The following is a 21,051-nucleotide window of genomic DNA, read 5'->3' as shown; positions in this document are numbered from 1 at the left end:
TTCCGCTGAAAGTATCGCTTAACCCAGGTCGCCAAACCTCACCTGAAGTGCCGTAATAGCCGTCAGCGCGGTAGTTTCGGTTCGCAATACCCGTGGGCCAAGCAGAATGTCAGTAAAATCGTGCTGCGCCGTCATCGCAATTTCGTCCGCAGACAAACCGCCTTCAGGGCCAATCAGCAACCTTACCCGCTCAACAGGCTGTGGCAGCGTGTTGATGCTGTGACTGGCGCGCGGATGCAGGTTAAGCTTCAGACCGCTGTCCGCTTCTGCACACCAGGCTTCCAGCGTCATCGCTTCACGAATCTCCGGCACGCGATTACGGCCGCACTGCTCGCAGGCGGCAATAGCAATTTTCTGCCACTGCTGGATCTTCTTCGCCAGACGCTCAGCATCAAGCTTTACGCCACAGCGCTCGGAAAACAAGGGTGTAATGACATTCACGCCCAGTTCGATCGATTTCTGGATAGTGAATTCCATTTTTTCACCGCGCGACATCACCTGACCTAAATGCAGATGTAACGGTGACTCACGATCGTCCGGCTGGCTCTCTGTGACCGATACTTTTACACGCTTTTTATCAACATGCGTGATCTCTGCTGCAAAAGTCAGATTAGTGCCATCAAAGAGTTCCAGACGCTGACCAGCCGTCATCCGGAGTACCCGGCCCACATGATTGGATGCATCTTCATCCAGGGTAATTTCACTGCCGATGCTTAATGGCCCGGCGTGATAGATGCGAGGTATGCGCATAAGGTTCCTGAGACCGGACGCCGCGCTGCAGCGGCGTCATTGGAAAAAGAGCTAGTGTAGGGCAGGGATTTTAGCGCTGGCAAGCCTGCTGCACGTAAGGATTGTGATTGCCCTGAACCTTTGCAATGCGCTGGTCGCGTTCGCACTCCCAAATGGTTACGGGATAGAGCTTGTTCCAGGCGGTAAACAGTTGCGTCTGCTGGCGCGAAATACGCAGATGATACTGGTCACGCATATAGAAATAGGTGCGGGCAATGGCACCACGCGCCCGCACGGGTGGCTCCGCCTGTTTGAGTTTAAAGTCGATCTTCATCTCACACTGGCCGTACTGCTGCTCGCTGCCGTTCCATTGACTGTAGGCGAAGTTGCCACGGTCGCCATTCACTTCACCCACCGCAGGCTGCAGGTTGTGCAGGTCGGTTTCGATGCGGCGGTAGTCGGGATCTTTGCTGCAGTTTTTACGGCCGCCATCCTGCCAGCACTGACGCTGATGACCAAACTCCCAGGCGGGCATCACATGTTCCCACTCAATGCGTGCGGCGCGATTGGCGTTTTTGCGCACCTGATAGCCACAGCTGTTGAGATCGGGAATCCCCTTTTTTCCCTGCCACTGAATCTTACAGCCACAGTAAAAAGAACCCGGCGCATCGGCGTTGATCGCCGCCGCAAAGGTTTTGGCCTGCTGAAAGTTATTTTGATGATAGTTATTCAGATTGAGGGCGTCAGCGGCGGGCGCAAACAGCAGCGCAACCGCCAGACTTAGTATGCGAGACATATTCCAGCTTTCTACTCTGTACGAAAAAGGGCGGCAGGTTAACAGAATGTGGAATAGGGCGGAATGGGGATTGTTCTCAGGACGCGACAAATTCACCCGCAGTCAGCAGACTGCCACAGTGCACGCAGCGATATTCACTCTCTTTGCGCAATATACGATTGTGGCGGCGCACCGTCAGCTGATGCTGCTGGCACTGACAGCGGTAGGCAAAGGTGTTGCGGCGCACGGATGCGATCTCAAACTGGTGAGTACGCCGTGCCGGAACGCCCAGCACCTGCTCCATCATCCACTTCCACTCTTTGCCATGCGGCGCAACGCGACCAAATTGCTTCCAGACCAGCAGATGCGCCAGCTCATGCGGCACCACTTCATCGATAAATGCCTGCTGGTTTTCCAGCAGCAGCACCGGATTGATGCGAATTTCCCAGGACGCCAGCCAGGCGGTACCCGCCGCCGTACCGCGCTGCTGGTAAAGCAGTTTCGGTTCCGGGTAATGGGTTTTCAGCGCCTGATTAGCACGTTCAAGCGACTGGCGCAGCGAGCGCATCACGGCCTGCTGCAGGGCAATGGGGAGACGAGGCGTTTTCATGGCGCTCAGAATAATCGCCGCCGCGCAGGAACTCAACGTCGTCAGCAACAAGTGCAGTTCTGGCTGGGGGAAAATTTCTGGTTTAAATATTGTTATGCTCTTTTTTAGAATATTCTATTAAAGACATTCACCGCAGAGTGGATGGATGAAAAGCGAACGGCACAGGGCATGGATAAACCAATGAAAAATAATGATAACGTCAGGAAACAACGGATTGTGCTGGTGACGGATCTGATGGCCGGTCGTGGTGGTATGGAAAATGTGACAGGTCAGTTGATCACCGCCCTGAATGCGGAAGCCGGTACCGAAGCAGGGCTGTTTATTATCAACAGCGGAGAGGAGAGCCAATCCCGCGCCTGGACCGCCAATGCCGTTCTGGCGGAAAGTGTCTGCACGCTGCGGAATAAGAAAATAAAAAATCTTATTCATACGCTGAGAATGGCCGCCTTCTTTCGTCGTTATCAGCCCGATCATGTCCTGACCCTCAACACCATTCCCTGCATGATGACGCGCCGGGCGATCACGCTTTCAGGACGCAAAATCGTGTTGTCGAGCTGGATGCACCTGCCTCCGCGTGAACGTTATCGTCCCCATTATCTGCTGCGTGCCGATCACCATTTTGCGATCAGTAATCAGATTAAAGAGCAGCTGGTGGAACTGGGCGCACGCGCCACTGACGTTGACGTGATCTATAACCCGATCAAACGCAATGACACGGTAATCGGCAGACCCCAGGCGCTGAAGTTTCTCTACATTGGTCGCGTCCATTATCAGCGGCAGAAACAGCTTAAAGATCTGTTTGATGCCCTGCAGCAACTGGATGCGCCCTGGACGCTGGAGATAGTGGGTGACGGTGAAGATCTGACGCAATGTCAGCACTACGTGACGCAACTTGGCATTCAGGATCGCATCACCTGGCATGGCTGGCAGGAGAATGCCTGGGAGTATGTCATCCGCCATATCAGACAGGTCACCTGCCTGGTTATGACCTCTAACTTCGAAGGCTTTCCGCTGATCCTGCTGGAGGCGATGTCGCGCGGTGTCTACTGTGTTTCATCTGACTGTATCAGCGGCCCGGCGGAAATTATTCAGAACGGTATTAATGGTCAGCTCTATCCCACCCATGACAGCATGGCGCTGGCCACGATTCTCAACGCTATGAACGGGGATTTCCACTTCCCTGATCATCAGGTTATTAAAGCGAGCATCACCGGTTTTTACGAGGAAAATTATATGAAGCACCTGATGAGTGTGTTTAACCGCCTTACTGAGGTTAAGCATGACGAATAAAATCAGTCGCAATGGATTAACGTTAATGGCTAATTTTTCAGTTATTGCGCTCTGCCTGGCGCTGTCGCTGAATATGTTTGTTACCGGCCTGCCGCAAAAAATATTCTATCTGGTCTCTTATCTCTCTATTGCGTCCGTGTTGTATGGCCTGGTGCGCCGGCGGGTGGACTTTAAAGAGAACGGTTTTTATATCGCTCTGTTTGCTGTGCTGATTATCTTTGCCCTGATTCGTCTGTTCTGGGCGATTCATGTGAAGGGGATTGAGACCGCGCCCTCAAGCGATGCCATCACTAATATGGGCAACTATCTGCTGGGGGCGAAGCGGCTGTTGATGGGAGCCTTTGTGCTGCTCAGTCTGGCTGTTTATGGGGATCGGGTCTCCCTGACTACGCTACGCGTCGGAAAAGGGCTCATCCTTCTCGGACTGCTGATTACGCTGGGCTTTGGTATCCACGAACATCTCTACACTGAGAATATCCGCATCAAGCTCACCACCGAAGCCGCCTCCATGTCCTCCTACATGATTCTCTTTATCTACTGTGCCTGGCTCTGGCTGAGCCGCTTTGAGACGCACGCTTACTGGAAGGTGGCCGATGTCGCTGTACTGGCTGTGACCTTTGCCTTGCTCTACCTGTGCGGCACCCGTGTGACGCTGATTGCGCTGATTGCCGTGGGGCTGCTGTTCCTGGTGCAGACCTACCGGCTGTCGCTGCTGACTAACTGGCGGATTAGCGCTCTGCTGGTTGGCGTAATGGCGGTGCTGATTCTGATGACCAGCAACCGCTGGGTAGAGGGGGTACAGGATATTGAGAACTTTGGTTCAAACAGTTCGACCTCGCTGGGCGCACGTGTCGCCATCTGGGGCGGAGCGGTCAACTTTATTGAGCATCATGGCGGTTTTGCGACGCCGGATGCGCGCACCACTGAGGCGCGTCAGTTCATCACTGCGCACTATCCTCTCAATGTTGAAGGCTTCACCAACGTTAAATACAACATGCACAACGAGTTTCTCGAAGTGACGTCATTGCAGGGCTGGCTGGGTACGGCGTCGCTGGCGCTGCTCTATCTGACGGTGCTGGCGGGCTGGCTGAAGAAGTGTGACCTGCGCGGCGTGGCGCTGCCGATGGTGGCGCTGTTTACCACCGGATTGACCGATTCGGTGCTGCCTTATAATCAGACCGCGACCATTTTCATTATGGCGCTGGCGCTCTGCTGCATACGGCGGCCCCTGCCGGTAACGCGGGTAACCACCGCGTAGTGGGGCGTTGAACAAATAAAAACGGCGGGGTTTCCAGAGAAACCCCGCCGTTTTTTTTACCGCGTTTTTTACCGGGTAAAGTTAGTCGCGTGAACCGATGTCGCGCAGTTTTTTACCTGCCATCAGGTTACGTTCAATGTGTTCCAGCGAGACGTTTTTGGTCTCAGGGATCAGCATCACAGTCAGCAGAATGAAGAACAGGTTAAGCAGTGCGTAGACCCAGAAGGTGTTCGCATTGCCCAGCGTATTCAGCATCGTCAGGAAGGTCGCACCCACGATCATGTTCGCGATCCAGTTGGTGGTGGTGGAGACAGTGATACCGAAATCGCGGCCTTTCAGCGGCTGAATTTCGGAACAGAGTACCCAGATCAACGGACCGGCTGACATCGCAAAACCGATGATGAACATCAGCAGCATACCTACCGCAAAGTACTGTGCGCCCGCCGAGTGAATGCCGAAGTGCAGCATCGTACCCAGAACGCCCATACCGGCTGCCATCACCATAAAGCCCAGAATCAGGGTAGGTTTACGACCCCAGCGATCCACCAGGCCAATGGCAATAAAGGTCGCCAGTACGTTAACCAGACCCACAATCACCGTACCCCACATCTGCTGGGTGGTGTTGGTAAAGCCTGCAATTTCAAAGATTTTTGGCGCGTAGTACATGATGACGTTCATGCCGGTAAACTGTTGCATCACCTGCAGCAGGATGCCGAGATAGACCGCACGGCGGAAGTGACTGCTGCTGGTGAACAGACCCCAGCCAGACTGTTTGATCTTCAGGCTTTCACGGATCTCTTCCAGCTCACGTTTTGCCTGCTCGCTGGTGTCACGCAGACGATCCAGTACGCGTTGTGCATCGCGGAAGTTGCCTCGCGCCGCCAGCCAGCGTGGGCTGTTTGGCAGGAAGAAAACGCCGACCAGCAGCAACAGTGCCGGGATAGTGATGATGCCCAGCATCCAGCGCCAGTTGCCGGTAAAGCTGAACGCTGTATCGGAAAGGTAAGCGCCAAGAATACCGATAGTGATCATCAGCTGATAAAGCGAAATCATACTGCCGCGAATTTTTTCCGGAGCGATCTCAGAAAGATAAAGCGGGGCAGTATAAGAGGCGATACCGACTGCCAGGCCCAGCAGAACGCGGGCGCTGATCAGCATTTCCGGGTTTGGCGACATCGCCGACCAGAGTGAACCGATAACGAACAGAATCGCACCGGCCATCAGGCTTTTTTTACGGCCCAGGCGGGATGACATCCAGCCGCTGCCGATAGCACCGACCGCCGCACCAAACATCATGGAACTGACGATCCACTCCTGCTGATGAGGGGTGACGTTAAAGTCCTTTGCGATAAACGGCAGAGCACCGGCGATAACGCCGATATCCAGACCGAACAGCAGACCCGCAAGGGCCGCCAGAAAGCAGACAAATAAGGTCATCGCCTTATTTGAAGTTCTGCTTTTGTGTGTATTGCCAGGCATTTTAGCCTCCAGGTTTATCCATCATTGTTTTTATCAATGTTAAAAAACCTTTTGCCGGAAAAAAGTGAACCTGATCACATCAGTGTAATCGCTTACACACGCTGAAACCCTGAAATTCAGCATATTTTTCCCGGAAAGATTAATTAACCAGTGAGGTATAGCACTCATTAAGTTTCTGACAATGCTCTATTTACTGGCTATCAGACGACGCTGAAAATAACGCATTTTCAGCAGAATAACTACGTGCGTTAATTCCTAAATATCGGATAAACAAAGCATTTCAATTTGTAATCGCTAACATTTAGTCGTCAGAAAAAGCGAAAAGAAGTGTAGCTGAGAACTGAAAATTTGCAGCAGAGTGAAGAAGAAGTCGGGCAGATGCGTTTTTTTTGTCGTCACGCCCTCGCCAGAAACGGCGCTGGCTTGTCGTTCAGAAGGGTAGCGGGAGCAAAATTGCTCCGGTTAGTAATGGGGCTGAAAAGGCAATAAAAAACCCTGCCGCAGTGGCAGGGTTTTTATCAGCAACCGGTAACCTTACAGGCCAGCCGCTTCACGCAGCAGGGCAGCTTTGTCGGTTTTTTCCCATGGGAAATGTTCACGACCAAAGTGACCGTAGGCTGCAGTCTCTTTATAAATTGGGTGCAGCAGATCCAGCATCTGAATCAGACCATAGGGACGCAGGTCGAAGAATTCACGCACCAGCAGCGTCAGCTGTTCGGTAGAGATTTTCTCGGTGCCGAAGGTTTCCACCATGATGGAAGTGGGTTCAGCCACGCCGATAGCGTAGGAGACCTGGATTTCACAACGGTCAGCCAGACCGGCCGCGACGATGTTTTTCGCCACGTAACGCGCCGCATAGGCTGCAGAGCGGTCAACTTTAGACGGATCTTTACCCGAGAACGCACCGCCACCGTGACGTGCCATGCCGCCGTAGGTGTCCACGATGATTTTACGACCGGTCAGACCGCAATCGCCCATCGGACCGCCGATCACAAAGCGACCGGTTGGGTTGATGTGATATTTGGTCGAGGCGCTCAGCCACTCTGCAGGCAGAACCGGTTTGATGATCTCTTCCATCACCGCTTCCTGCAGATCTTTCTGGCTGATGGATTCAGCGTGCTGGGTAGAGAGCACAACTGCATCGATGCCCACGATTTTGCCATCGTCATACTGGAAAGTGACCTGGCTCTTGGCATCCGGACGCAGCCACGGCAGGGTGCCGTTTTTACGCACTTCAGCCTGACGCTGTACCAGACGGTGCGCATAGGTCACCGGCGCAGGCATCAGCACGTCTGTTTCGTTGGTGGCATAGCCGAACATCAGGCCCTGGTCGCCCGCGCCCTGTTCCAGCGGATCGGTACGGTCAACGCCCTGATTGATATCCTGAGACTGTTTACCAATCGCGCTTAATACCGCGCAGGAGTTGGCGTCAAAGCCCATATCGGAATGGACATAGCCGATTTCACGTACGGTTTTACGGGTGATCTCTTCGATATCGACCCAGGCGCTGGTAGTGATTTCACCGCCAACCAGCACCATACCGGTTTTAACGTAGGTTTCGCAGGCCACGCGCGCTTTGGGATCCTGTTCAAGGATCGCATCCAGCACAGCATCGGAGATCTGGTCGGCGATTTTATCGGGATGTCCTTCTGATACAGACTCGGACGTAAAAAGGTGTTTAGCCATTCTGTTCTTTACCTTAAATATGGTTTGAGTACGACTGCATAGCGCCAGTGAGGTGGTCTAACCTGACGCCCCTTCAGGCAAAGCCGCGAGCAGTGAGGTTGTGTCAGCACAGCAGGCCAACACCGCCTGGATAATAACCTGTTTAGATGGAAAACCATCTGGACGGCTATTTTAGGATAGAGGGTAAACCAATTACCAGCCCTTTTTCTGTTTCAGCATTTAACCTGTCTCTGTTATCGGCATAATTTGCTGACGCTGCACGCAATTCCCCGATAATATTTTTGCATTTTACGGCTGTAAACTGTATAAAACGCCGCTGCTTTGATAGCAGCAGCAAGGATGACGCCACTGTTTGCGTCGCGCCTGTCAGACTCTGGTCTGGCTTTCACCCAGGTTGTTTTCCATGTGCCCCTGGCATATGCGGAGGTGATACAAGTAATGAACCACGCTTTTTCTTCTTCCGGTTCTCTGCGCTGCGGCGCTGCGCTGGCTCTCTCCTGCCTCCCATCTGTTTCTCTTTCCTGCCGACGCGATGTCCGATGCGGTAATTTTACCGACACAGGCGCGGGCTAATCTTTATTTCTGTTCTACCAGTTTTGTCTCTTCTCTGCGCTCGCGCAGCGGAACGACGCAGGTTATCCATGGTCAATACAGATCAGTTAAATGTTCTCTGTTTAAACGGAGATGGCCCGGGTGTTTTACACTTAACTCTCATGCGTGAATCGCGCTGACGGTAACGTCAGGTGAACAGGACATTGCGTTTAATGTGGCAACAGGTTTTCAGATTAGCGGCCATAAAGCCGGTTAACAGTTTCATCTTTCAACGGAAAATTGAGGTTCGTGATGTCTGACGACATGAAGAATATCAAAGGTTCGTCAGCTGGCGAACAGGGTACACTCCGCTCTATGCAGGAGGTTGCAATGAACGATCAGGATGCGAGCAAAATGTTGCGTACATACAACATCGCCTGGTGGGGCAACAACTATTACGACGTTAACGAACTGGGCCACATCAGTGTCTGCCCCGATCCGGATCGTCCTGACGTGCGCGTCGATTTAGCTCGTCTGGTTAAAGAGCGCGAAGCGCAGGGCCAGCGTCTGCCCGCTTTATTCTGCTTCCCGCAGATTCTGCAACACCGTCTGCGTTCTATTAACGCCGCCTTTAAACGTGCGCGTGAATCCTACGGTTACAAAGGCGACTACTTCCTGGTTTACCCGATTAAAGTTAACCAGCACAAACGCGTGATTGAGTCACTGATCCACTCCGGCGAACCGCTGGGACTGGAAGCGGGCTCAAAAGCCGAGCTGATGGCGGTGCTGGCGCATGCTGGTCAGACCCGTTCGGTGATTGTCTGTAACGGCTATAAAGATCGCGAATATATTCGTCTGGCGCTGATCGGCGAGAAGATGGGCCACAAGGTCTATCTGGTGCTGGAGAAGATGACCGAAGTGCGGCTGGTGCTGGAAGAAGCAGAGCGTCTGAATGTGGTGCCGCGTCTGGGTATCCGTGCGCGTCTGGCTTCGCAGGGCTCCGGTAAATGGCAGTCGAGCGGCGGCGAAAAGTCGAAGTTTGGCCTGTCAGCCACCCAGGTGTTGAAACTGGTTGAGATCATGCGTGAAGCGGGTCGCATCGACAGCCTGCAGCTGCTGCATTTCCATCTGGGTTCGCAGATGTCCAATATCCGCGACATCGCAACCGGTGTGCGTGAGTCGGCGCGCTTCTATGTCGAACTGGCCAAGCTGGGCGTTAACATCAAATGTTTCGACGTCGGCGGCGGTCTGGGTGTCGATTACGAAGGAACGCGCTCGCAGTCTGACTGCTCGGTCAACTACGGCCTGAATGAGTACGCCAACAACGTGATCTGGGCGATTGGTGCCGCCTGTGATGAGCACGGTCTGGAGCATCCGACGGTGATCACCGAGTCGGGTCGTGCGGTAACCGCGCATCACACGGTACTGGTCTCTAACATCATTGGTGTGGAGCGCAACGAGTTCAGCGAACCTGAAACGCCGGATGCCGATGCGCCACGTCCGATCCTCAGCATGTGGGAAACCTGGCAGGAGATGCACGAGCCAAGTACCCGCCGTTCGCTGCGTGAATGGCTGCATGACAGCCAGATGGATCTGTTTGATATCCATACCGGCTACTCATCAGGTACCTACGATCTCAAGCAGCGTTCCTGGGCTGAGCAGCTCTATCTGAGCATCTGCCACTATATTCAGCAGCATCTTGATCCGAGCAACCGTGCACACCGTCCAATCATCGACGAACTGCAGGAGCGAATGGCGGATAAGATCTACGTTAACTTCTCGCTGTTCCAGTCAATGCCGGATGCGTGGGGTATCGATCAGCTGTTCCCGGTACTGCCGCTGGAAGGGTTGAACAAGAAGCCGGAGCGCCGTGCCGTGCTGCTCGACATCACCTGTGACTCCGATGGCACCATCGATCACTACGTGGATGGTGACGGTATCGCGACGACCATGCCGATGCCGGAATATGACCTAGATAACCCACCTATGCTGGGCTTCTTTATGGTGGGTGCTTATCAGGAAATTCTGGGCAACATGCATAACCTGTTTGGTGACACCGAAGCGGTGGATGTCTACGCACGCGAAAATGGCGATGTGGAAGTGCAGCTCTCCGATGAAGGCGACACCGTGGCGGACATGCTGCGTTACGTGCAGCTTGATCCCAACGAGCTGATGGCGCTGTTCCGCAATCAGGTTCAGGCATCCGATCTCGATGAAGAGCTGCGCGCGCAGTTCCTGGAAGAGTTCGAGAGCGGCCTCTACGGCTACACCTATTTAGAAGATGAATAATCGACCCTGGCGACCGGTAATCGCATATTGCAGTTGCCGTTAACTATGTCGATAATCTGACTCACTCAATCCCTTCCTCGTCGGGCCTAACGACGCGGAGGGGATTTTTTTCATCTCAACCTTAAGGGTTTGCGGGCTGGCCCGACTTACGCACATAGAGAGAGCAATTATGTATAACACGCTTGGCAATCAGTACGACAACTCCCTGGTTTCTAACGCCTTTGGTTTCATGCGTTTTCCGCTGAATTTTCAGCCTTACGACAGCGACGCTGAGTGGGTTATCACCGGCGTGCCGTTTGATGCCGCGACCTCGGGTCGTCCGGGCAGCCGCCTGGGCCCGGGCGCCATTCGCCAGATCTCCACCAATCTGGCCTGGGAAGGCTGCCGCTGGCCGTGGGATTTCGACCTGCGTCAGCGTCTGAATGTCGTCGATTGCGGCGATCTGGTTTACGCCTTCGGTGATTCGCAGGATCTCTCCGATAAATTGCAGGCCCATGCTGAAAAACTGCTGGCCAATGGCAAGCGCATGATGACCTTTGGCGGCGACCATTACGTCACACTGCCACTGCTGCGCGCGCATGCAAAACACTTCGGCAAAATGGCGCTGGTGCACTTTGATGCGCATACCGACACCTACTCCAACGGCCCGACCTTCGACCACGGCACCATGTTCTTTACCGCGCCGAAAGAGGGTCTGATCGATCCGCAGCACTCAGTGCAGATCGGTATCCGTACCGAATTCGACAAGAGCCTGGGCTTCAACGTGCTGGATGCGGCGCAGGTCAATGACCGCAGCGTTGACGATATCCTCGCCGAAGTGAAACGCACCGTCGGCGATCTGCCGGTCTATCTGACCTTCGATATCGACTGTCTGGATCCGGCGCATGCGCCTGGCACCGGCACGCCGGTGATTGGCGGCCTGACCACCGATAAAGCGACCAAACTGATCCGTGGCCTGCAGGGCATGAACATTGTCGGCATGGATCTGGTGGAAGTCGCACCGGGTTACGATCATGCTGATCTGACGGCACTGGCGGCGGCTACCCTGGCGCTGGATATGCTACATGTTCAGGCAGTGAACAAAGGCTGATGCCTGCTGCCTGCCGGCTTCAGTCCGGCAGGTGCTGAACGCGGCGTCCCGTCCGTCGGGCGGACGCCGTGATGTTCCTCTCTTTGCTGTGATCCAACTGATTCCCTTCTGACCCCGGCGGGTAACCGTTCAGGCGCGAACCTCTATCTGCAACTAAACTTACAGCGTAAAAATGGCGTAGTGGAGATAATCATGGGCTTTCTTGATGAACTGGCTGGCGCACTGGATGGCAGCCAGAGTGAAGGGCATCCGCCCGGACAGTTACAGGCTGTCTGGCATTGGGTGCAGGAGCAGGGCGGTATTGAAGTGCTGCTGCAAAAATTCCAGCAGGGCGGGCTGGGTGAGGTGTTTGGTTCCTGGATCGGCACCGGCGATAACCATCCGGTTGGCCACAGTGAGATTCAGTCTGCTTTTGGTCAGGATGAACTGCAGTCACTGGCCGACAAACTCGGCACCGATGTGAAAGGGGCATCGGGTACGCTGGCCGCGCTGTTGCCGCAACTGATTGATAAAATGTCGCCGCAGGGACATATGGATGAACAGGCGCTGCATGATAACAAGCTGGATCTGGGCACGATGGTGGATCAGATATTTAAGCGCTAGCAGACTTCGCATGGCTGAGCGCGCAGGCCGGATGCCGGATGCATGCGCGCTCAGAGGCGGGATTACTTGCTGTCGGCAGCAATTCGCTCACGAATATGCGCTGCGCGCGCTTCAGAGGCGGGATGCGAGTCAAACATCGAACTCTGACGTCCCTGTTCCATCTTCGCCAGCTTTTCAAAGCTGGTGGCCAGGCCCATCGGATCGATATTGCGCTTCTTCATCAGATCGTAGGAGTAGTCATCCGCCTGTGACTCCTGTGTCTGGGAGAACTGCGCATTCACCAGTTTTTCACCCATTTCACCCAGCTGCGACTGCGACAGTGAACCAATCACGCCGCCAACCGAGGCGGCTGCGGTGCGGGCCGCGGTTGTGGCATACGCCAGCTGCATCGCCTTGCGCGTATGACCTAACGCGACATGGCCCATCTCATGACCCAGTACGCCTTCCACTTCATTGTCAGTCATCATATCCATCAGACCGCTGTAAACGCGAATACAGCCGTTTGCCATCGCCCAGGCATTGACATCTTTGGTCTGATAAACCTTGTAGTTAGCCGGTACGCCGTTGATGTTATCGCCCAGCGCCGCCGCGATCTTGTTCAGACGCTGCTGATAATCACTGTTAGCAGGCGCAATCTGATTATCTTTGTCCATCTGCTCACAGGATTTATCACTCAGCTGCTTTACCTGATCGTCGCTGAGGGTATAAGCCTGATACGCCTGCGCGCCCGACTGCATCAGTGCATTATTGTCTAAACCCTGACAGCCACTCAGCAGCGTCGTCAGCCCAAGCGCTAACACCATTTTTTTGATTTTCATGCTGTATCCCATTCATAACAAGGTAAGAAAAACAAACACCTGAAACTCAGACAGGTGAATAAACGATTTGGTTATAGCGTGCCAGTCTGCTCTTTGCTAGCAGAGTTGGCTGGAAAAGCCATACGAAGCGGTTGCATTTAGCGTTTTACAGCATGTACTTTTGCCCTGATTTTCATGTACATTGATGGGCAACTTTTTCCTTGTTTTGCCCGGTAACTCATTAATAACAATAAGTTAAGGCGCGAAGCATTAATCCGACCTGGAGTAGAAAATGCCCTCTCGTAAAGAGCTTGCCAACGCCATTCGTGCGTTAAGTATGGATGCAGTACAGAAAGCGAAATCGGGACATCCGGGTGCCCCAATGGGCATGGCGGACATCGCTGAAGTACTCTGGCGCGGCTACCTGAACCACAACCCAACCAACCCGCTGTGGGCTGACCGCGACCGTTTCGTGCTCTCTAACGGTCACGGCTCAATGCTGATCTATAGCCTGTTGCACCTGACCGGCTACGATCTGCCCCTGAGTGAACTGGAAAACTTCCGTCAGCTGCACTCAAAAACTCCAGGTCACCCGGAATATGGCTACACCGTGGGCGTTGAAACCACTACCGGTCCGCTGGGGCAAGGCATCGCTAACGCCGTAGGTTTTGCTATTGCTGAGCGCACGCTGGCAGCACAGTTCAACCGTCCGGGTCATGACATCGTAGACCACAACACCTATGTCTTCATGGGTGATGGCTGCATGATGGAAGGTATCTCGCACGAAGTCTGCTCACTGGCCGGTACGCTGAAGCTGGGCAAACTGGTGGCGTTTTATGATGACAACGGTATCTCTATCGACGGTCACATTGATGGCTGGTTCACCGACGACACCGCTAAGCGCTTTGAAGCTTATGGCTGGCACGTGGTGCGCGGCGTCGATGGTCACGATGCGGATGCGATTGCGAAAGCGATCGAGGAAGCGAAAAGCGTCAGCGACAAGCCTTCACTGCTGATGTGCAAAACCGTTATCGGTTTTGGTTCACCGAACAAAGCGGGTACCCATGATTCACACGGCGCACCGCTGGGTGATGACGAAGTGGCACTGACCCGCAAACAGCTGGGCTGGGCCCACGCGCCGTTCGTGATTCCGTCTGATATCTACGCTGAGTGGGACGCGAAAGAAGCGGGCCAGGCGAAAGAGTCTGCATGGAATGAGAAATTCGCCGCTTACGCACAGGCTCATCCTGAACTGGCTGCCGAGTTTAAACGCCGCGTCAGCAACGAACTGCCAGCTAACTGGCAGGAAGAGTCGCAGAAGTTCGTTGAGCAGCTGCAGGCGAATCCGGCGAAGATCGCCAGCCGTAAAGCCTCACAGAATGCTATTGAAGCTTTCGGTAAAATTCTGCCGGAATACCTGGGCGGTTCAGCCGATCTGGCACCCAGCAACCTGACCATCTGGTCGGGCTCTAAGCCGATCAACGAAGATGCTGCGGGTAATTACATCCACTACGGCGTGCGTGAGTTCGGTATGACCGCAATCGCCAATGGCCTGGCGCTGCACGGCGGCTTCCTGCCTTACACCGCGACCTTCCTGATGTTCGTTGAATATGCGCGTAACGCAGCGCGTATGGCGGCACTGATGAAGATCCGTCAGATCATGGTCTACACCCACGACTCTATCGGTCTGGGCGAAGATGGCCCGACGCACCAGCCGGTTGAACAGATGGCGAGCCTGCGCACCACGCCAAACATGAGCCTCTGGCGTCCATGTGACCAGGTTGAATCCGCGGTGGCGTGGAAATATGCCATTGAGCGTAAAGATGGCCCGACTGCACTGATCTTCTCCCGTCAGAACCTGGCGCAGCAGGAGCGTGACACGGCACAGCTGGCTAACGTAGCGCGCGGCGGTTACGTGCTGAAAGATTGCGATGGCACGCCAGAGCTGATCCTGATCGCCACCGGTTCCGAAGTTGAACTGGCTGTCGGTGCCTGGGACAAACTCACCAGCGAAGGCCGCAAAGTGCGCGTGGTCTCTATGCCATCAACGGATGCTTTCGACAAGCAGAGCGATGAGTACCGTGAATCCGTGCTGCCAAAAGCGGTCAGCGCACGCGTCGCAATCGAAGCGGGCATCGCTGATTACTGGTTCAAATACACTGGCCTGAATGGCGCTATCGTGGGTATGACCAGCTTCGGCGAATCTGCACCTGCCGATCAGCTGTTCGAACTGTTTGGCTTTACCGTCGACAACGTCGTCGCGAAAGCGAAAGCGCTGCTGGCGTAAAACCGGTCAGGCGGGCCTGTTCCCGCCCGGCTGTAAAAACAGAGGGACGAAATTTTCGTCCCTTTTACTTTTTTATTCCTGCAGTAATAACCGCCTTTTGCCTCAATTTGTGACGCAGATCCAAATTTAAGCAGTCAGATTGATCACAATCATTCCTGTTATTCCTTCCTTCTATTATTGTAGCTGAACCGTTTCAGTCGCCAGGCAAATTCCCCTGGTTTCGGACAATGCCGGGTAAGAATCTCCTGTACAAAATGCAGTGAAACGCTCAGGCTAACGGCACGTTTTTTTCAGTCTGACGTGGCAGGAGAGAAATGACGGTACGGGTAGCGATAAATGGTTTTGGCCGGATTGGACGCAACGTCCTGCGCGCGCTGTATGAAACGGGCCGACGTGCAGAGATCACCGTGGTCGCGATTAATGAGCTGGCAGAAGCCACCGGGATGGCGCACCTGCTGAAATACGATACCAGCCATGGTCGTTTTGCTTTCGATGTTCGTCAGGAGCGCGATGTAATGTGGGTAGGTGGCGATACCCTGCGCATTTTGCACCGTGCTGCCATTGCCGATCTGCCGTGGCGTGAACTCGATGTGGATGTGGTGCTGGACTGCACCGGCGTCTATGGCTCGCGCGCTGATGGCGAAGCGCATCTTCAGGCTGGCGCCAAAAAAGTGCTGTTCTCTCATCCCGGCGGAAACGATCTCGACGCCACAGTGGTGTATGGCGTTAACCAGCAGTCACTCACCGCCAGTGACCGCATCGTCTCCAACGCTTCCTGTACTACGAACTGCATTATCCCGGTGATTAAACTGCTGGATGATGCGTTTGGCATCGAATCCGGCACCGTCACCACGATCCACTCGGCAATGCACGATCAGCAGGTGATCGACGCCTATCACAGCGATCTGCGCCGTACGCGTGCAGCCAGTCAGTCGATCATCCCGGTGGACACTCGCCTGGCGGCAGGCATTACCCGTATTTTTCCGAAATTCAACGATCGCTTCGAGGCGATAGCCGTTCGCGTCCCGACGATTAACGTGACAGCCATTGATCTCAGCGTTTCTGTGCATCAGGCGGTGACGGCGTGTGACGTTAACATCCTGTTGCGAAGCGCAGCAGAAGGGACATTTCGTGGTATAGTTGACTATACGGAATTACCGTTAGTCTCAGTAGATTTTAACCATGATCCGCACAGTGCCATTGTGGACGGAACACAAACGCGGGTCAGCGGTCAACACCTTATCAAGACCCTGGTCTGGTGTGACAACGAATGGGGCTTTGCTAACCGAATGCTCGACACGACGTTAGCGATGGCCGCAAGCGGTTTCAGGTAAGACGCGGTTTGCGTCTGGCAAAACTTATGAGAATCAACGAGAGGATTCACCATGTCTGTAATTAAGATGACCGATCTGGATCTGGCTGGTAAACGTGTTCTGATCCGTGCCGATCTGAACGTACCGGTTAAAGAAGGTAAAGTGACGTCTGATGCACGTATCCGTGCTTCTCTGCCAACCATTGAAGCGGCGTTGAAACAGGGCGCGAAAGTAATGGTTACCTCTCACCTGGGTCGTCCGACCGAAGGTGAATACAATGAAGAGTTCTCGCTGCTGCCGGTAGTTAACTACCTGAAAGACAAGCTTAGCGGCACCACCGTAACCCTGGCAAAAGATTACCTCGATGGCGTTGAAGTCGGCGCTGGCGAACTGGTTGTGCTGGAAAACGTTCGCTTTAACAAAGGCGAAAAGAAAGATGACGAAGCGCTGTCTAAAAAATATGCTGCCCTGTGCGACGTATTTGTGATGGACGCCTTTGGTACGGCGCACCGCGCACAGGCTTCTACCCACGGCGTCGGCAAATTTGCCCCTATCGCCTGTGCTGGCCCGCTGCTCTCTGCCGAACTGGAAGCGCTGGGTAAAGTCATGAGCAACCCGGAGCGTCCGCTGGTGGCTGTGGTAGGGGGCTCTAAAGTTTCTACCAAATTTGACGTGCTGCAATCACTGGTCAAAATCGCGGACACCGTGATTGTGGGCGGCGGTATTGCCAACACCTTCGTTGCTATCGACAACAACGTCGGTAAATCTCTGTATGAGCCAGACTTCGTTGAAGCGGCTAAAGGCCTGCGCGATCAGCACGGTATCCCGGTTCCTACTGATTCACGTGTCGGCACAGAATTCTCTGAAACTGCGACCGCTACCGTGAAAAAGGTTTCGGAAGTTGCGGATAACGAAGAGATTATGGACTTTGGTGATGAAACCGCGCAGGCGATGGCTGCCATCCTGAAGGATGCCAAAACCATTCTGTGGAATGGCCCGGTGGGCGTGTTTGAGTTCCCTAATTTCCGCAAAGGCACCGAGATCGTGGCTAACGCCATTGCAGACAGCGATGCCTTCTCCGTTGCAGGCGGCGGCGATACCTTAGCGGCTATCGACCTGTTCGGCATCGAAGACAAAATTTCCTACATCTCTACCGGCGGTGGCGCGTTCCTTGAGTTCGTGGAAGGCAAAAAACTGCCTGCAGTTGCCATGCTGGAAGAGCGTGCGAAGCAGTAATCCTTTGGGGGCGATGCCTGGCGGCATCGCCTGAAGTCTTGCCCGTCTGGGCGTTTAAATCGACGTTCCTCAAGGGGAACAACGGTCACGAAACAGGACACAATCATGTCTAAAATTTTTGATTTCGTAAAACCCGGCGTTGTCACTGGTGATGACGTACAGAAGATCTTCAAAGTTGCGAAAGAGAACAAATTCGCACTGCCAGCCGTAAACTGCGTCGGCACTGACTCCATCAATGCGGCACTGGAAGCAGCGGCGAAAGTGAAAGCGCCAATCATCATCCAGTTCTCTAACGGCGGTGCTGCATTTATCGCGGGTAAAGGCTTCAAGACTGACAAACCACAGGGCGCGGCAATTTTCGGCGCTATCGCGGGTGCACACCATGTTCACCTGATGGCTGAGCAGTATGGCGTGCCGGTTATCCTGCACACTGACCACTGTGCCAAGAAACTGCTGCCATGGATCGACGGTCTGCTGGACGCAGGTGAAGAGTACTTCCAGAAAAACGGTAAGCCACTCTTCTCTTCTCACATGATCGACCTGTCAGAAGAGTCACTGGAAGAGAACATCGAGATCAGCAGCAAATATCTGGCGCGCATGGCGAAACTCGACATGACGCTGGAAATCGAACTGGGCTGCACCGGTGGTGAAGAAGATGGCGTTGATAACAGCCACATGGACGCATCTGCACTCTACACCCAGCCAGAAGATGTGAACTACGCGTACGAAAAACTGAATGCTATCAGCCCGCGCTTCACCATTGCGGCCTCATTCGGTAACGTTCACGGCGTTTACAAGCCAGGCAACGTGAAACTGACCCCAACCATTCTGCGCGATTCGCAGAAATATGTGTGTGAAAAACATGGCCTGGCGCACAACGCGCTGGACTTCGTTTTCCACGGCGGTTCAGGTTCTTCTGCTGCAGAAATCGAAGAGTCTATCAGCTACGGCGTGATCAAGATGAACATTGATACCGATACCCAATGGGCAACCTGGGACGGCATCCTGCAGTACTACAAAAAGAACGAAGGCTATCTGCAGTCGCAGCTGGGTAACCCGGAAGGCGCTGACAAGCCAAACAAAAAATACTACGACCCACGCGTCTGGCTGCGTTCAGCCCAGGCCTCTATGGTGGTGCGTCTTGAGCAGGCTTTCAAAGAGCTTAACGCTGTCGACGTGCTGTAACTGAAGCGTCGTTACCGTACAAAAAAGGCCCGGAAGGGCCTTTTTTTTGACCTTTTTTCGCCAGAATGGCGTCAAAGGTCATGCAGGTTTGGCACGCCGCCATTTATTGTTTACCCTTTTGTCAGGGATTGTCAGAGCGGTTCTGACAATGTGGTGTCATTTCCCTTGGGAATTTAATTACAGGATGGTTACATGCAGGATACGGGTATGCTCGGTGAACTCAATAACGCGGGAAACTGGATAGTACGTAATCAGGAGCTTCTGATTAGCTATGCGGTAAACATTGTCGCAGCCATTGCGATTATCGTTGTGGGGATGTTGATTGCACGCATCATCTCCAACACCACTAATCGTCTGCTGCAGGCACGCCACATTGATACGACCGTTGCTGACTTTCTGTCGGCGCTGGTGCGCTACGGTATTATCGCTTTCACACTGATCGCGGCACTGGGGCGCATCGGGGTACAGACAACCTCGGTCATTGCCATCCTCGGTGCAGCCGGTCTGGCTGTGGGTCTGGCGTTAAAAGATTCGCTGTCAAACCTTGCGGCGGGCGTACTGCTGGTGATTTTCCGTCACTTCCGTGCCGGTGAGTTTGTTGATCTGGGCGGTATCATGGGTACGGTAATGAATGTGCAGATCTTCTCTACCACACTCAAATCAGCCGACGGCAAGCGAGTGGTGGTGCCTAACGGTAAAATCATCGCCGGAAACATCATCAACTTTTCGCGTGAGCCGGTACGTCGCAATGAGTTTATCATTGGCGTCTCTTACGATGCGGATGTTGATCAGGTTCTGACGCTGCTGCGTGAAGTGGTCGACGCTGACAGTCGTGTGTTACAGGATAAAGGCGTGCAGATCGGTCTGAATGAGCTGGCGGCTTCCTCAATGAACTTTGTGGTGCGTTGCTGGAGCAACAGCGGCGACCTGCAGGACGTTTACTGGGATCTGCTGAAGAACTTTAAGCGTGCGCTGGATGGAAAAGGGATTGGTATTCCTTATCCGCAGATGGATGTGCATCTGCACCGTGTCAGACAGTCCGACGCAACTACGCCAGAGACTCAGCCACAGTAATCTTGCAGTGGGCGGCCTCTGTCGCCCATTCATTTTGCTAATCGCAGATTAATTCTTTCAATTTCCGCTAATCATCCTCTCTCTTTATACTTCTCCTCCTCTAACGATGTGAGGAAATAATCCTGTGTTATCTCTCTATTTTCAGGGGTTTGCCCTGGGCGCCGCGCTGATTCTGCCGCTGGGCCCGCAGAACGCTTTTGTGATGAATCAGGGCGTTAAGCGTCAATATCATCTGATGACGGCGGCCCTCTGCTCGCTGAGTGATATTCTGCTGATTTGCGGTGGGATCTTTGGCGGTAGCGCCTTGCTGAGCCAGTCTCCACTGCTGCTGATGGTGATCACCTGGGCGGGTGTAGCCTTTCTGTTGTGGTATGGCTGGGGCGCATTGCGTAGCGCTTTTCGCGGCGACGCCGATCTGGCTGACGGGGAGCCATTAAAGCAGAGCAGGGGGCGCATTATCGCGACGCTGCTGGCCGTCACCTGGCTCAATCCGCACGTCTATCTCGATACCTTTGTGGTGCTGGGCAGTCTTGGCGGTCAGTTGCCGACCACCACCGCGCGTCAGTGGTTTGCGCTGGGCACCATCAGCGCGTCGATCCTGTGGTTCTTTGGTCTGGCGCTGCTGGCCGCCTGGCTGTCACCACGCCTGCGCACCGCCAAAGCCCAGCGCATTATTAACCTGCTGGTGGGCGCGGTGATGTGGTTTATCGCTCTGCAGCTGGCGCGCCAGGGCATTGCCGGATTTTGATCCCGGCGTCGATCCGATGCGGTTATTGCCGCGCGGAGGCCGAACTTTTGCCATAATGACCACTCAAAGCA

The 21,051-nt window shown here is 54.0% G+C and carries 17 protein-coding genes; 11 read left to right on the top strand and 6 right to left on the bottom strand.

The features are described from left to right. Positions 1-18 precede the first annotated feature (18 nt). From rsmE to AC0T7J_RS13450, 3 genes are all read right to left on the bottom strand, one after another. Positions 19-750, bottom strand: a complete 732-nt coding sequence (rsmE, locus tag AC0T7J_RS13460; RefSeq protein WP_010248866.1) for a 16S rRNA (uracil(1498)-N(3))-methyltransferase — start codon at positions 748-750, stop codon at positions 19-21. 70 nt (positions 751-820) lie between these two features. Further along, positions 821-1,525, bottom strand: coding sequence for a deoxyribonuclease I (gene endA / locus AC0T7J_RS13455; RefSeq protein WP_473794828.1), 705 nt, complete (start codon positions 1,523-1,525; stop codon positions 821-823). Positions 1,526-1,601: 76 nt separating this feature from the next. Next, positions 1,602-2,114, bottom strand: a complete 513-nt coding sequence (locus AC0T7J_RS13450) for a SprT family zinc-dependent metalloprotease (protein WP_473794826.1) — start codon at positions 2,112-2,114, stop codon at positions 1,602-1,604. 141 nt (positions 2,115-2,255) lie between these two features. Here AC0T7J_RS13450 and AC0T7J_RS13445 point away from each other — a divergent pair, with 141 nt between their 5' ends. Next, positions 2,256-3,404, top strand: a complete 1,149-nt coding sequence (locus AC0T7J_RS13445; protein ID WP_473794825.1) for a glycosyltransferase — start codon at positions 2,256-2,258, stop codon at positions 3,402-3,404. 25 nt (positions 3,405-3,429) lie between these two features. Continuing rightward, positions 3,430-4,662: an O-antigen ligase family protein gene (locus AC0T7J_RS13440; RefSeq protein ID WP_473794823.1), complete on the top strand. Its 1,233-nt coding sequence runs from the start codon at positions 3,430-3,432 to the stop codon at positions 4,660-4,662. Between the two features lie 81 nt (positions 4,663-4,743). Here the strand turns inward: AC0T7J_RS13440 and AC0T7J_RS13435 are convergent, their stop codons facing one another. Then, positions 4,744-6,141 (bottom strand): sugar porter family MFS transporter, encoded by a 1,398-nt coding sequence (locus AC0T7J_RS13435; protein ID WP_033772546.1) that lies wholly within the window; start codon positions 6,139-6,141, stop codon positions 4,744-4,746. Between the two features lie 534 nt (positions 6,142-6,675). After that, positions 6,676-7,827: a methionine adenosyltransferase gene (metK, locus tag AC0T7J_RS13430; protein ID WP_010248851.1), complete on the bottom strand. Its 1,152-nt coding sequence runs from the start codon at positions 7,825-7,827 to the stop codon at positions 6,676-6,678. Positions 7,828-8,670: 843 nt separating this feature from the next. Between metK and speA the strand changes: the two genes are divergently transcribed. The 3 genes from speA to AC0T7J_RS13415 all read left to right on the top strand — a co-directional run bounded on the left by speA (position 8,671) and on the right by AC0T7J_RS13415 (position 12,340). Further along, positions 8,671-10,647, top strand: a complete 1,977-nt coding sequence (gene speA / locus AC0T7J_RS13425; RefSeq protein ID WP_010248849.1) for a biosynthetic arginine decarboxylase — start codon at positions 8,671-8,673, stop codon at positions 10,645-10,647. 169 nt (positions 10,648-10,816) lie between these two features. Further along, the gene (gene speB, locus AC0T7J_RS13420; RefSeq protein ID WP_010248847.1) at positions 10,817-11,737 is read left to right on the top strand and encodes an agmatinase; all 921 of its coding nucleotides are present in this window, start codon (positions 10,817-10,819) and stop codon (positions 11,735-11,737) included. A gap of 192 nt (positions 11,738-11,929) precedes the next feature. Further along, positions 11,930-12,340 carry a YidB family protein gene (locus tag AC0T7J_RS13415; protein ID WP_473794819.1) on the top strand — a complete coding sequence of 137 codons (411 nt, stop codon included), beginning with the start codon at positions 11,930-11,932 and terminating at the stop codon, positions 12,338-12,340. A gap of 62 nt (positions 12,341-12,402) precedes the next feature. Here AC0T7J_RS13415 and loiP read toward each other — a convergent pair whose 3' ends face one another. After that, positions 12,403-13,158: a metalloprotease LoiP gene (gene loiP, locus AC0T7J_RS13410; protein ID WP_031592558.1), complete on the bottom strand. Its 756-nt coding sequence runs from the start codon at positions 13,156-13,158 to the stop codon at positions 12,403-12,405. Between the two features lie 271 nt (positions 13,159-13,429). Here loiP and tkt point away from each other — a divergent pair, with 271 nt between their 5' ends. From tkt to argO, 6 genes are all read left to right on the top strand, one after another. Next, the gene (tkt, locus tag AC0T7J_RS13405) at positions 13,430-15,424 is read left to right on the top strand and encodes a transketolase (RefSeq protein ID WP_473794818.1); all 1,995 of its coding nucleotides are present in this window, start codon (positions 13,430-13,432) and stop codon (positions 15,422-15,424) included. 314 nt (positions 15,425-15,738) lie between these two features. Further along, positions 15,739-16,758: an erythrose-4-phosphate dehydrogenase gene (gene epd, locus AC0T7J_RS13400; protein WP_473794816.1), complete on the top strand. Its 1,020-nt coding sequence runs from the start codon at positions 15,739-15,741 to the stop codon at positions 16,756-16,758. Positions 16,759-16,809: 51 nt separating this feature from the next. Further along, positions 16,810-17,973: a phosphoglycerate kinase gene (gene pgk / locus AC0T7J_RS13395; protein ID WP_010248837.1), complete on the top strand. Its 1,164-nt coding sequence runs from the start codon at positions 16,810-16,812 to the stop codon at positions 17,971-17,973. 105 nt (positions 17,974-18,078) lie between these two features. Then, positions 18,079-19,158 carry a class II fructose-bisphosphate aldolase gene (gene fbaA / locus AC0T7J_RS13390; protein ID WP_473794814.1) on the top strand — a complete coding sequence of 360 codons (1,080 nt, stop codon included), beginning with the start codon at positions 18,079-18,081 and terminating at the stop codon, positions 19,156-19,158. 192 nt (positions 19,159-19,350) lie between these two features. Beyond that, positions 19,351-20,232, top strand: a complete 882-nt coding sequence (gene mscS / locus AC0T7J_RS13385; RefSeq protein WP_473794812.1) for a small-conductance mechanosensitive channel MscS — start codon at positions 19,351-19,353, stop codon at positions 20,230-20,232. A 124-nt stretch (positions 20,233-20,356) separates the two neighbouring features. Next, a complete protein-coding gene (argO, locus tag AC0T7J_RS13380) occupies positions 20,357-20,980 on the top strand; it encodes an arginine exporter ArgO (protein WP_062758387.1) in 624 nt (207 codons plus the stop codon). Positions 20,981-21,051: the final 71 nt, after the last annotated feature.

Source organism: Pantoea sp. E956-1 (assembly GCF_982223955.1).
This window is presented reverse-complemented; position numbering and strand designations above follow the sequence as displayed.